This window comes from Geomicrobium sp. JCM 19038, from assembly GCF_000698125.1.
Lineage (GTDB): Bacteria > Bacillota > Bacilli > Bacillales > Marinococcaceae > Geomicrobium_A.
In genome coordinates, this window is record NZ_BAXA01000002.1 from 265,571 (window position 1) to 278,462 (window position 12,892).

13 protein-coding genes and 1 pseudogene are annotated in these 12,892 nt (G+C 43.5%); 11 read left to right on the top strand and 3 right to left on the bottom strand.

From position 1 onward, the window contains the following. The first annotated feature begins 23 nt into the window (after window positions 1-23). From JCM19038_RS04085 to JCM19038_RS04095, 3 genes and pseudogenes are all read left to right on the top strand, one after another. Window positions 24-779, top strand: coding sequence for an SDR family NAD(P)-dependent oxidoreductase (locus tag JCM19038_RS04085; RefSeq protein ID WP_042414817.1), 756 nt, complete (start codon window positions 24-26; stop codon window positions 777-779). 15 nt (window positions 780-794) lie between these two features. Continuing rightward, window positions 795-1,784, top strand: coding sequence for an NADPH:quinone oxidoreductase family protein (locus JCM19038_RS04090; RefSeq protein ID WP_042414820.1), 990 nt, complete (start codon window positions 795-797; stop codon window positions 1,782-1,784). Beyond that, window positions 1,781-2,961, top strand: a pseudogene (locus JCM19038_RS04095) (lactate 2-monooxygenase). Before JCM19038_RS04090 ends, JCM19038_RS04095 begins: the two are co-directional and overlap by 4 nt. Here the strand turns inward: JCM19038_RS04095 and JCM19038_RS20365 are convergent. After that, entirely contained in the window at window positions 2,931-3,593 is a 663-nt protein-coding gene (locus JCM19038_RS20365; RefSeq protein WP_052361052.1) for a GntR family transcriptional regulator, read from the bottom strand. The pseudogene JCM19038_RS04095 and the gene JCM19038_RS20365 overlap by 31 nt on opposite strands. A gap of 195 nt (window positions 3,594-3,788) precedes the next feature. Then, window positions 3,789-4,565 carry a TerC family protein gene (locus JCM19038_RS04105; protein WP_042414823.1) on the bottom strand — a complete coding sequence of 259 codons (777 nt, stop codon included), beginning with the start codon at window positions 4,563-4,565 and terminating at the stop codon, window positions 3,789-3,791. A 336-nt stretch (window positions 4,566-4,901) separates the two neighbouring features. On the opposite strand from JCM19038_RS04105, the gene JCM19038_RS04110 reads away from it, so the two are divergent. The 6 genes from JCM19038_RS04110 to JCM19038_RS04130 all read left to right on the top strand — a co-directional run bounded on the left by JCM19038_RS04110 (window position 4,902) and on the right by JCM19038_RS04130 (window position 11,221). Beyond that, window positions 4,902-7,016 carry a hydantoinase/oxoprolinase family protein gene (locus JCM19038_RS04110; protein ID WP_042414826.1) on the top strand — a complete coding sequence of 705 codons (2,115 nt, stop codon included), beginning with the start codon at window positions 4,902-4,904 and terminating at the stop codon, window positions 7,014-7,016. Further along, window positions 6,985-8,010: a hydantoinase B/oxoprolinase family protein gene (locus JCM19038_RS24215; RefSeq protein WP_193745031.1), complete on the top strand. Its 1,026-nt coding sequence runs from the start codon at window positions 6,985-6,987 to the stop codon at window positions 8,008-8,010. Before JCM19038_RS04110 ends, JCM19038_RS24215 begins: the two co-directional genes overlap by 32 nt. Then, window positions 7,998-8,609, top strand: a complete 612-nt coding sequence (locus tag JCM19038_RS24220) for a hydantoinase B/oxoprolinase family protein (RefSeq protein ID WP_255343343.1) — start codon at window positions 7,998-8,000, stop codon at window positions 8,607-8,609. The genes JCM19038_RS24215 and JCM19038_RS24220 overlap by 13 nt, the downstream gene beginning before the upstream one ends. Window positions 8,610-8,634: 25 nt before the next feature. Beyond that, window positions 8,635-9,420: an SDR family NAD(P)-dependent oxidoreductase gene (locus JCM19038_RS04120; RefSeq protein ID WP_042414829.1), complete on the top strand. Its 786-nt coding sequence runs from the start codon at window positions 8,635-8,637 to the stop codon at window positions 9,418-9,420. 199 nt (window positions 9,421-9,619) lie between these two features. Further along, window positions 9,620-10,504, top strand: coding sequence for an AEC family transporter (locus JCM19038_RS04125; protein ID WP_042414833.1), 885 nt, complete (start codon window positions 9,620-9,622; stop codon window positions 10,502-10,504). A 45-nt stretch (window positions 10,505-10,549) separates the two neighbouring features. Then, on the top strand, window positions 10,550-11,221 hold the full coding sequence (locus JCM19038_RS04130; RefSeq protein WP_042414836.1) for a glycosyltransferase family protein: 672 nt from the start codon (window positions 10,550-10,552) through the stop codon (window positions 11,219-11,221). A gap of 202 nt (window positions 11,222-11,423) precedes the next feature. On the opposite strand, the gene JCM19038_RS04135 is transcribed toward JCM19038_RS04130, so the two are convergent. Further along, window positions 11,424-11,744: a hypothetical protein gene (locus tag JCM19038_RS04135; RefSeq protein ID WP_202963040.1), complete on the bottom strand. Its 321-nt coding sequence runs from the start codon at window positions 11,742-11,744 to the stop codon at window positions 11,424-11,426. Window positions 11,745-11,891: 147 nt separating this feature from the next. Here JCM19038_RS04135 and JCM19038_RS04140 point away from each other — a divergent pair, with 147 nt between their 5' ends. Both JCM19038_RS04140 and JCM19038_RS04145 read left to right on the top strand, forming a co-directional pair. Beyond that, window positions 11,892-12,317 carry a hypothetical protein gene (locus JCM19038_RS04140; protein WP_042358205.1) on the top strand — a complete coding sequence of 142 codons (426 nt, stop codon included), beginning with the start codon at window positions 11,892-11,894 and terminating at the stop codon, window positions 12,315-12,317. A gap of 56 nt (window positions 12,318-12,373) precedes the next feature. Then, window positions 12,374-12,877 (top strand): DinB family protein, encoded by a 504-nt coding sequence (locus tag JCM19038_RS04145; RefSeq protein WP_042414839.1) that lies wholly within the window; start codon window positions 12,374-12,376, stop codon window positions 12,875-12,877. The last annotated feature ends 15 nt before the right edge of the window (window positions 12,878-12,892 follow it).

Consider the following 12,892-nt stretch of genomic DNA (forward strand, 5'->3'; position numbering starts at 1 on the left):
ATAAATGGAATGGAGGTTACGAGATGAAATTAGAGCATAAAGTTGCCGTCGTTACGGGTGCAGGATCAGGTATTGGACGTGCAACGGCAATTCGTTTTGCAGCAGAAGGGGCATCTGTCATCGTTGCAGAGCTGAATGAACGTAGCGGTAAAGAGACGGAAGAATTAATTACTGAATCAGGTGGAAAGGCAACGTTCGTTCAAACAGACGTCACGAGTTTTGATGCCGTTCAAAATGCGGTTGATGTTGCAGTAGAGCAGTATGGGAAATTGGACATTATGTTCAACAACGCTGGCACTGGGACAAAACCAACGAGTGTGTTGGATATGTCCATTGAAGACTATGATAAAACGATTGCAGTTAATCAATACGGTGTTTTCTTTGGAATTAAGGCAGCTGGAAATGCAATGAAAGAAGATGGAGGAGTCATTATTAATACGGCATCAATCTATGCATTTATCGCTGATCGCAATCGCATCTCGTATCATGCGAGTAAAGGAGCGGTTGTTTCAATGACAAAGTCAGCTGCGTTTGACTTGGCGAAATACAACATTCGAGTGAACGCAATTGCTCCTGGGTTGATTGAAACAGGGATCGTTACGGATTGGAGAAATCAACCAGAGGTCTGGGAGCAAATTGAACGGGCGCAGATGCGTCGAAAAGCAGGTCAACCTGATGATGTTGCCAAACTTGTTACTTTTTTAGCAAGTGATGATGCATCATTTTTAAATGCACATGTTCACTACGTAGATGACGGCGCAGCCGCATTTAAACGATAAGGGAGGATCTTAACAATGAAAAAATGGATCGTAGAAACGTTAGCAGACCCTACTGAGGCGCTCGTCTTAAAAGAAGATGAGAAACCGCTTCGCACAAAAGGACAGCTTCTTATTGATACGAAGGCAGCCGCTTTGAACTTTTTTGATATTCTACTCTGCCAAGGGAAATATCAGGAAAAGCCGCCCCTTCCTTTTACACCAGGGGCAGAGATCTCAGGAACAATTGTCGAAGCAGACGAAGGCAGTAAGTGGAACGTTGGGCAAAAGGTGTTGGCGCGCCCGAAATTGCCTAACGGTGGTTTAGCAGAGTTTGTCGTAGTCGGGGAAGATGAAGTATTTGCAGTTCCGGAATCGATGTCCTATGAAGAAGCATCGGCATTGTTTATTACGTATCAAACGTCGTATTATGCACTACACCACCGTGCGAAGTTACAACCAGGAGAAGTACTTCTTGTCCATGCGGGAGCTGGTGGCGTAGGTTCAGCAGCGATTCAACTAGGTAAAAGCCAAGGCGCTACTGTCATTGCAACCGCAGGTGGTGAAGAGAAAGTAAACCAATGTTTAGAGCAAGGCGCTGATTACGCCATCGATTACAAAGAAGAAGACTTCGTTCAACGAGTGAAAGATTTAACGAATGGAAAAGGTGCAGACGTCATCTATGACCCTGTCGGTGGTCATGTGTTTGATCGTTCAAGGAAATGCATTGCCTTTAATGGTCGAATTCTTATCGTTGGGTTTGCAGGTGGGACGATCCCAGAAGCACCGATGAATCATGCTCTCGTCAAAAATTATTCCCTCGTAGGCGTACATTGGGGTTATTATGCACGACTGTATCCAGAGGGTGTTCATGATATTCATGAAGAATTGTGCAGGCTTTATGAAAAAGGTGACATTAAACCACTCCTTTACAACGTGTTCCCTTTTGATGAAGTTCCTAGCGCATTAACGGCATTAGGGAATCGTTCGACTTATGGAAAGTTGGTTATTGGAGGCACATTTTCGTGAGGAATGTTGGAAACGAAGTTCAGTTTGCAATTTATCAATCACAACAAACCGATCCCTTTCCAATCCAATTTGAGGATTGGGTAAAAGGCGCTAGTGAAAAGCTGACGAGTGAAGCATTTGATTATATTGCAGGCGGGGCAGGTAGTGACTACACTGTTCAAGAAAACGTTGATCGCTTTAAAGCGTACAACATCGTTCCAAGAATGTTTCGTAACGTTGAAGAGCGTGATCTTTCAGTAGAATTATTTGGACATACGTACCCGTTTCCAGTTTTGCATGCACCGATTGGTGTCCAATCCATTATCCATGAAGACAAAGAGCTTGGTTCTGCCGAGCTTGTGCTAAGCTTGGTGTCCCTTACATTGCTAGTTCAGCAGCTTCGACTACGTTAGAGGACATTGCAAAAGCAATGGGAGATCAGCCGCGCTGGTTTCAACTTTATTGGAGCCGCGATGCAGAGATTGCTGCAAGCTTTTTACAACGTGCTGAGCGTGCTGGTTACTCGGCAATTGTGATAACGTTAGACACTCCAATGATGGCTTGGCGTGAGAAAGACCTGACGAATGCCTATTTGCCGTTTCTAAAAGGTGAAGGTGTTGCGAATTATCTGTCTGATCCTGCTTTTCGTGCAAAATTAGAAAAGCCACCTGAAGAGGACCCTCAAGCTGCCATTGAACAATGGTCTAAAGTGTTTGGGAATGCAACGCTTACATGGGAAGACTTGTCGTTTATAAGGCAACATACAACACTTCCGATCATTCTAAAAGGAATCCTACACCCTGAAGATGCGAAGCTTGCAGTTGAAGGCCATGTAGACGGAATTATTGTCTCAAACCATGGTGGTAGACAAGTCGATGGCTCAATTACGGCAATCGATGCATTGCCAGAAATTGCAGAAGTCGTCCAAGGGAGAGTTCCGATTTTGATGGATAGTGGAATTCGAAGAGGTGCAGACGTATTGAAAGCTCTTGCGCTAGGGGCGACTGCTGTCCTTGTCGGTAGGCCGTCTATGTATGCATTGGCTGTAGGAGGGGAAGAGGGTGTTGAAGCGTTATTCAAGCAATTAGTTGCGGATGTTGATTTAACGTTAGCACTTGCAGGTGGCACGAACGTTCGCCACCTGGACAAGGAGTTTCTACAGTCAAGTTATGTTTCTAGTGTGCGCTCATTCAAGTAAACAATTCCTCGATTTCGTTCGGATTCAATGATCGAAGTAATCGCTTGAATTGCCTTTGATTCGTCGCGTGATTGCATCGCAAAAAGCAGCTGTTCTTGTTCGGTTATACGTTCAGTAAATGATTCTCTGATTGTAGGCGCAACATAAATAAGTAGTAACGAGTGAACCGATTGTACGAGCTGAGCAAGGCGTCTGTTCGTACAGGCGTTGATGAGGATCGAGTAAACGTTCACAAAAAACTCGATGCATTCATCCGGTTGCTCATTAGATAACTGTTTTGCGTAGTCAATTTGCTGCTCAATGCGTAAAAGATTCGCGTCGCTAATTGAGGTCGTAATATTTGCGATGAACTCTTTTTCAGTAATTTTCCGACAATCATACAAAGCGTCTAAATCGTCAAACTCAAGGTCAATGACGCGCAACACACCATTACGGTCTACGGTAACGAGCTGTTCTTTTAGCAGTTGCCGAAACGCTTCTCGAAGTGGTGTTCGACTTATGTTTAAGTCGTCTGCTAATTTGGCAACGATGACCTTTTCGCCCGGGGCGATTTTTCCGTAGAGGATCAGTCTTTTCACGAGATCATAAGCTTGTTCATATAAAGGTTTAACGTGATTGAAAGTCGTATTCATGGAGACCCCCCTCATACATTATGAAATAAAATGAAAAAATCTATAATTAATTATTAATCTTAAGTATATTCGCAAGAACTGTCAAACATTAGGAAGTTGTTCTGTTAATCGGAATCTTCCCTCATTTAATAGTTAGCATTCAATAGAAAGAGCTCAGGCATAAGGTTGCCTGAGCTCTACTTGTTGATTTGTGTATTATTGCTCTAGGTGATGAGTCTTTTGAAAACGCGGACCTGAAAGAATCCAGCTAAGGACGATGATTAGTCCCATCACTCCCCAGAAGATCAGCTTCCAAACGGTGCTTTCAGGGAAATGTTCAGGCAAAACGGCGAGACTCGGGTGCGCTAACGTAAACACAGCGAGCTTTACACCGACCCATCCAACGATTAAATACGCACCGTTTTCAAGTCCTGGTCTTGAATGGAGGACCTTTATAAAGAATCCAGCAGCAAAACGCATAATAATGACACCGGTTAATCCACCAATAAAGACGACGATGAATTGTGCACCGTCTAATGGGCCAACAGAGAACCATCCTGTCGGTGTCAATGTCATAGCAAGGGCAACTGCTGCAAGGATACTATCAACCGCAAAAGCAATATCAGCGAGTTCTACTTTGAGAACAGTCATCCAAAAGCCTGACTTTTTCGGTTCTTTTTTCGGTTTTTCTTCTGACGTTTTCTGACGTACAAATCGTTTGAAGAAGTGGTTCACTGTTAAGAAGATGAGATAAAGTGCCCCGATTGCTTGAACTTGCCACACATTAATTAACACGGCCACGAAGGCAAGGGCTGCAAGTCGGAAGATAAAAGCGCCTGCAAGTCCATAGAACAGCGCTCTTTTTCGTTGTTTTTCTGGTAAGTGTTTGACCATCATTGCAAGAACAACCGCGTTATCTGCCGCCAAGATACCTTCTAGCGCAATTAAGACGATTAATACCCAACCATATTCAACTAGTAATGCTACGTCCATGTGAGTTTTGCTCCTTTTTTGTATACGAAGTCTATGAGTCCATGAAAAAAGACCTTCGCCGTAATCGGCGAAGGTCAGTAATTGGTCATTTCATAGACCTCGCCCATAGTGGCAAAGGTCTTGCGACAGTCAAATAATGACTGCACTAAAGCCGGGGCGATTATATTCCCGTCATGACGACTTTAGTGAGGAGCTACTCCCCTTTGATACTGTAATCGTAATGGACGGTTAAGGAAAAGTCAATAAATGTTTCACGAGAAACAAAGTTTAAAAGGATATTCGACAACTTTAGCGAAATAGTAGGTAATCACGGTTATTTAACAAAGGATGTGTCTAATGGTTACAATTCGAGCTGGTGTTGACATTGGTGGAACGTTTACAGACTTTGTGTTCTTAACGAGCGATGGGAAGAGGTTCTTTGGAAAGACGTTAACAACCTACCCTGACCCTTCCGAAGGATTTATTAACGGGTTACAAGAGAATATGGAAAAGCACGGTTGGCGTTATGACCAACTTGAAAGTATTATTCATGGAACAACGCTCGTCGTCAATGCACTGATTGAACGTAAAGGTGCAAAAACAGGGTTAATTACGACGAAAGGGTTTCGCGATCAATTGGAAATTGCAACTGAGAGTCGCTATGATTTGTATGATTTAATGGTCGATAACCCGAAACCACTCGTACCACGTGCGTTAAGGAAGACGGTTACTGAGCGGTTAACGAGTGATGGGAGCGTCTTGACGAAGCTGGATGAGCAAGAAGTAGAAGAGACGTTGCAACAGTTCGTTCACGAAGGTGTTGAAGCGGTTGCTGTCTGTTTCTTACATAGTTATCGCAACGATCTTCACGAAAAGAAAGTGAAAGAAATCGCAGAACGAATTGCGCCACAACTACACGTTTCCATTTCGTCAGAAGTGTCCCCAGAAATTCGCGAGTACCAACGGTCTTCTACGACCGTTGCCAACGTATTTGTAAAACCGCTTGTGGAACGTTACTTAGGGAGTTTAGAACGTGCTTTAGTGGAAAAAGGTTTTAAAGGTACATTCCTCATGATGCTCTCTGGTGGTGGTACGTGTACGCTAGAAACAGCAGCGAAGTTTCCAATTCGTATTTTAGAATCAGGCCCAGTAGGTGGAACCATTTCAGGTGCCCATTATAGTAAGCAGGCAAAAGAGAACTCTCTCATTGTGTTTGATATGGGAGGTACGACTGCAAAAGCAAGTCTCGTTGATGAAGGGGTACCGCTTACGACGACTGAATTTGAGGTAGGACGAGCAGATCGCTTTATGAAAGGCAGTGGCATGCCCGTAAAAGTACCTGTTGTTGAAATGATTGAAATTGGAGCGGGTGGCGGAAGTATTGCCCACGTGAACCGACTTGGATTACTAAAGGTAGGTCCAGAAAGTGCTAGCAGTAAGCCAGGTCCAGCTAGTTACAATCTTGGTGGATTAGAACCTACAGTTACTGATGCGGATCTCGTTCTTGGCTATTTGAACCCCGATTATTTTCTTGGTGGAGAAATGAATCTTAGCGTGGACAAAGCAAAGGAAGCAATCCGGAAAAAAGTCGCAGAGCCACTCGGAATGTCCACGATCGAAGCTGCATGGGGAATTCATCAACTCGTCAATGAGAATATGGCAAGTGCGGCTCGAATCCATGCAGTAGAGAAAGGCAAAGACGTTCGCAAGTACGGGTTGTTTGCTTCAGGAGGAGCAGGTCCTGTTCATGTCGGCAATGTCGCTGAAATTCTCGGTGTCGATACGATTGTTCATCCTGTTGGTGCAGGCGTTAACTCTGCATTTGGCTTTTTAACGTCCCCACTTGCGTTTGATTTCGTACGAAGTTTTTACAGTCGTTTAGATGATTTAGACTGGACACATGTAATGAGTCTTTTAAATGAAATGGAAGCAGAGGGGTACGAGCTTCTTAAGCGTGCAGGCGTATCAGAGCAGATCTCTATTGTTCGAAAAGCGGAAATGAAATACAAAGGACAAACCCATGAAATTACTGTATCCATTCCGAACGGAACGTTAACTGAAGGTTCCAAAGAAGACATTGTAAACAATTTTAAGCAAGCTTATCGCGAGCTTTACGCTGAAGCAAATGAAGATATGGTCATTGAAACGTTGAACTGGCGTGTAGTTGTGGAAGGTCCAGATCCTGAACTCACACTCGAACAAGCCGAAGGAGGCGACGTTATCGTTGAACCGAAGTCCACAAGACATGTTTATTTTGATGGTTGGTTTGAAACGAATGTCTACGAACGTAATGATTTAAATCCAGACGTGGATATTGATGGACCGGCCATCATTGAGGAACGTGAATCAACGCTCGTCGTTCCGCCGAGTTTCCGAGTATCGGTTGATCAATACTACAATGTGAAGCTACATCGAAAAACTGCCAAAGGAGGCGTTTTTGTTGGCGAACACGAAAAAGCAAGAAGTGTTTGATCCGATTCAATTGGAAGTGATTTGGAATCGGCTTGTCACTTTGTTAGAAGAACAAGCAAAAACGCTCATTCGTACGTCTTTTACAAGCATTCTATCAGATGCCAATGACTTGTCTGCAGGGTTGTTCAATCAAGCAGGTGATATGATCGCACAAGCGAATACTGGAACACCGGGTCATATTAACTCAATGGCAACAGGTGTCCGTCATTTCTTGAAGAATGTCGATACAACAAAGCTTAAAGACGGCGACGTATTAATCGGTAATAATCCGTATGAAATATCCGGTCATTTGCTCGATGTAACGATCGTTACACCGGTGTTTTACAAAGAGTCACTGATTGGATATTTTGCCTCTACGTGTCATGTTTCTGATGTAGGTGGACGTGGATTCAGCCCAGAGGGCGAGAGTATATACGAAGAAGGCTTACATTTGCCGTACATGAAAATGTACGAGCGAGGTGTCGTAAATGAAACGTTACTTACGCTCATTCGTGCCAATGTCCGTGCCCCTTATCAAGTGATTGGCGATTTGCGTGCCCAAGTGGTTGCTCAAGAAGTGGCAATTAGCCGTTTAAGGGAAACGTTAGAAGAGTTTGGTTTACGTGATATAGAGGCAATTGGAGAAGAGATTATTGCAATCTCTGAAAAAGCGATGCGTAAAGCGATTGAAGAGCTTCCGGACGGAACGTATGAAAATGAGTTATATAGCGATGGGGCTGAAAAGCCAATTCTTTTGAAGTGCAAACTCATCGTTAAAGGAGATACGGTTCACGTAGATTTCGACGGAACTTCTGAAGGAAGTAAAAAAGCAATCAATGTTTGTCTTAACTATACACTTGCTTATGTGAACTACGTGTTAAAAGCGACGATTGCACCGGACGTTCCAAGTAATGAAGGTAGCTTTCGTCCAGTGAGTGTATCGGCTCCAGAAGGTAGCGTATTGAACGCCGTTCATCCAATGCCAACGGCTCAAGACATATTATTGGTCATTTAGCACCTGTATGTGTATTAGGAGCGCTACAACCCGTATTACCAGACAAAATCCCTGCAGAAGGTGCTGCCGCGATTTTCGCAATGCAAGTTCACGGGGTTGATCGGGCTGGGGAGTCTTTCTCGAACGTCGTATTTAATGCCGGAGGAGCTGGAGCTCGCCCAGGGAAAGATGGCCTAAATGCGACAACGTTCCCGTCAGGCGTGAAAGGAACACCGATTGAAATTATCGAAAACACATCACCAATTCTCGTCTATGAGAAAGAACTTCGAGAAAACTCTGGAGGAGATGGTGAGTTCCGAGGAGGATTAGGTCAAACGATCACATTTGGCGTTCGGACGGACCAACCGTTCCATGTGCCATTAATGTTTGAACGTACTCGCTATGCGCCCCTTGGTTATGAAGGTGGTTTAGAAGGTGAAAAAGCTAGGGTATTTATAAATGATCAAGAAGTTGAAGAAACGAAAAAATTGTATACGCTTAATCCGGATGATACTGTAACCCTTCAATTGCCAGGTGGTGGAGGTTTCGGAGATCCTGCAAAGCGAAATGCAGAGGCAAGAGCGAGCGATGTAGAAAACGGTTATGTGATACGATCATAGATGGAGACAGATGGGAGAGATCATAATGAGGTTAGAAAACAAAGTAGCGATTGTTACAGGTGGTAGCCAAGGAATTGGCGCTGGCATTGCAAAGCGTTTTGGCCAAGAAGGAGCCAAGGTCGTTGTTGCAGATGTGAATGAAGAAGCTGGAGAGAATGTAATTGCTGAATTGAAACAACAAAAAGTAGAAGCGATTTTTGTACACACGGACGTCAGTAACGAAGAAAGTGTACAAAACCTCGTGAAGGAAGCGAGTTCAGCATTTGGTAAAGTCGATATTCTCGTCAATAACGCTGCGATTAACTTTCGCAAAAGCGTGACAGATACGAGCTTTGAAGAGTGGCAAACGTTATTAGGCATTAATCTAAACGGTCCATTCCTATGTTCGAAGTACAGCATTCCAGAAATGCAAAAGGTAGGCGGAGGTTCAATTATTAACATCGCTTCTTGGCACGCTGAGAAAACCATTACACGTCTAGCGGCTTATGCATCAGCGAAAGGCGCAATGACAGCGCTAACGCGACAAATGGCGCTCGACTATGGTAAAGATCAAATTCGTGTTAATGCGGTAGGTCCAAGTACGGTAGACACGCCATTATTACAAAAAACATTTGAGTCTTTAGATGATCCAGAACAAGCATTCAAAGATACGTTAAAGTTCCAACCAATGGGGAGAATTGGAACGGTTGAAGACATTGCGAATACATGTCTTTTCCTCGCGTCAGACGAAGCCACTTACGTAAGTGGACAAACGATTATGGTCGATGGCGGTGCGATTAACAAAATCGCTAGACCAATTGAATTTGATTGATGATTTAGGGGGGACTCAGTGCGAGAATAAGCGCTGAGTCTTTTCGATTTATCGTATGATGGCTCTGTATTTTTACTAACTTCACGAGAGATCTTACAGAAAGAAGGATAAAGATGGGGTCACTGTTGTCTGTGCTTGCGCTCATTCTATTTGGGCTTGGAATTGGCAGAGGCATACGCATTTACACGATAAAAGGTATATGCCAGCGTGGGTTCCAGTTGCGAAAGTGTTACGTGTGTTAACTTTTACCGTTCTACTCGGTCTTATGCCTATTGTGTTAATCGGTGCATTTTGGAACGTTGACTTTAGGCAAACAGAATTTTTAATACTTCCTGTGATTGGTGTCTTTACGATTTTTCTAGGTGGCGGTTTGGCACTGGTCGCTTCGAAGATTCACGGTCTTACGAGGGAGCAAACAGGGTCCATGATTCTTGCCGGCGCCTTTATTAATCTTGGGAGCTTTGGGGCGTTGTTTTCGGTATTTTTTATCGGGATTGAAGCATTGCCGTTTGTGATTTTGTTTCGTTTATTCGAAGAAATTGTGTATTATGCCATTTGTTATCCGATTGCGAAATCATTTGGTCCATTGCGACACGTTTCATCCTCTTCCGGTATTAAGAGAATTATAAAGGACCCCTTTATTATGGTGACCTTTTCTGCGCTTTGTATTGGGGCACTTCTTAACTTTTCACCACTTGAGTATGGGTCATTTTACGATACGATTAACAGCATTCTCGTTCCGCTTTCAGCAATTCTTTTATTAGTGCCTGTTGGATTTTCAATGAAGCTCGGTGCCGTTCGAACGCATATGAAACCAAGTGGATCGATTGCCCTTATTAAGCACATCATCGTTCCAATTACGGTGACGAGCATTGCTTACTTCATTGGTCTTGGAAACTATGGAAATGGAATCATTCTCTATGTCGTACTCATTCTGTCATCCATGCCACCAGCGGTGTCGTCTCTTGTTCCGCCTCAATTATTCAAATTGGATGTTGATCTTGCGAATGCTGCATGGGTAGTAAGCATGTGTTCATTAGCGTTCACTCTCCCGATTTTGTATGTCGTGACGAATGTATTGTGATAGGACAACGGCAATGATTCATACAGTATCATTGAGGTGAGTCGTATGAGCAACGATGCATCGGTATTTTCTTTTATTTGTTGCGTGAATGATGAAGACATGTATCGTGTGTGTGAAAAGCACATTGATGCACTTTATGTTCCTGAAGGATTTACAGTTGAAAAGATTGTGATGAAAGAAGCGAAGAGTATGGTGTCGGGATATAACGAGGCGATGCGTAAGGCAAAGGGAAAGTACAAAATCTATCATCACCAAGATGCATGGATGATTGAAAAGCAGCTCCTCTATCATATGAAATCGCTCTTTGAAGCATCTGAGGTAGGGATGATTGGTGTATGCGGAACGAAGAATCTCCCTCCTCATGGCGTCTGGTGGGACGCACATCAGAGGGAATTATATGGTGTTGTCATTGAAGAAAGGAATACGATTGGTGTTCTTTCATTTCAAAATCCCCGTCAACGTTATGAACGAGTAGAAGCAATCGATGGTCTCGTAATGGCAACACAGTATGATTTACCGTGGGATGAGCAATTCGATGGTTGGCATTTTTATGATGTTAGTCAATCTTCTTTGTTTCAAAAAGCTGGATTAGACGTGATTGTGCCTCATCAAGATTCACCTTGGGTTTATCATAAATGCGGGGTAGAGTTTGATCAATGGGCTTATGAACAGTATCGTAGACAATTTATTACGTGGAAGTTAGCAGTCCGAAATTGAAAAGAAACAGCTTGGTTAACATATCGTTTTCGTTAACTAAGCTGCTTCTTTTTTTCAATGCATAGGCTTATGACCTGAATGCTTGCGATAATTGTTGCTTACGAAATTCAAATATTTCTTCGAGTCGCTTCTCAACTAACATACGGTGAGCAAGTGTGCCGAGAGGTCCGAAGGGAGAACGTAGTGAATGATGTCTTCAATTTCAACACCTAAGGGTGATCATTAAAATGGTGCTGGTGATGCCAAAAACGAAAGGGCCGAATCGTTGTTCATCAACAAATAATCGTTCATCGATCATGTGAGTAATTTCGGTTACCCATTGAACAGGAAATGCAGGGAGCGGTTTAAGGTCATAGTGAATAATCATTCCTGGGTGCATTGCTCGAGACATGGGAGTTCTCATATCAAACTTCATATCACCAGGTGTTATGGATGATAGTTTGCTAGGGTCAGAGAAAAATTCCCAAGCCTCTTGCTTAGAAAGTGGTAACACTTGTTTTTTGTGCAATGTGTATAAGTGCATGCGGAACGCCTCCTCTTCTCTTTTTACCCGTTTGTACGCATCTAAACACAGCTTCTTTGTAAGATTGTGAAAATCTAGTTCTCCTACTTTGTTTTCACTACTTTTGTCCGATATAATTTGGATAGTTTGATAAGGAGAGTGGACAACATGTTAAAACCGTTAAAATGGACAATGACCGTAGGGTTGTTATCTATCGCACTCGTTGCTTGTGGAAATGACGAAGTGGATGAGACAGAAGATGTGGACACTGAAACGGAAGAGACCGAAGAAACAGACGCTGATGACAGTACGACAGAAGAATCGGATGACGTTAGCGTCGGTGGCAACGAAACGGATGCTGATACAGCCGAAACGCTAGAACAATTAGATGAAGTTGAAGAAGCATTAGTCGTATATGAAGGCGAAGAGTTTGTAAATGTTGACCTTACATTATCTGTATCAGAAGATGAGGCGAACGATGATCTATTCGAACGACTTGAGTCAGATGTAACAGAAGCAATCGACGAGCGTCCAATTGATTTAATTGTAATTGTCGATGGCACAGCTGTTCACCAGTCAATGATTGAAGACTAAGGATTTGATTGGAGAGAGTCAGTACGCTATGATTCTGTACAAGGAGTGATACATTCATGTACCGAACTGTAGAAGATTTTATCCAAGATTGGACACAAGAATCTCGTGGGACAGCAGCAGTCATTGCAGCGATTACGGATGAGAAGCTTGACGTGTCAATCGTTGAAGGGCATAGTTCGCTAGGTTGGTTAGCTTGGCATTTGGCAACATCGCCGGCGTTCTTTTTAAGTCTCGTTGGTGTGAAGGTGAATTCTGTTGGAGATGGCAATGACGTGCCTTCACAAGTTGCGTCTATTCGTGACGGCTACCAACAGACTGTCGACAATGCGGTTGAGGCAGTGAAGCGTGAGCTTACTGATGATTTGATGTTGGAAACGGTTGAAGCGATGGGACAAGATGTTCCACGTGGAGCATTGTTACGTACGCTCGTAAATCATCAGACGCACCACCGTGGCCAAATGACTGTATTGCTACGTCAAGCTGGCTTACAAGTGCCAAGCGTTATGGCCCTACAAAAGAGGAGCAAATGTAAATCCGACAGGTTAGACCGTTTGGTCTAGCCTGTTTTTTATGAC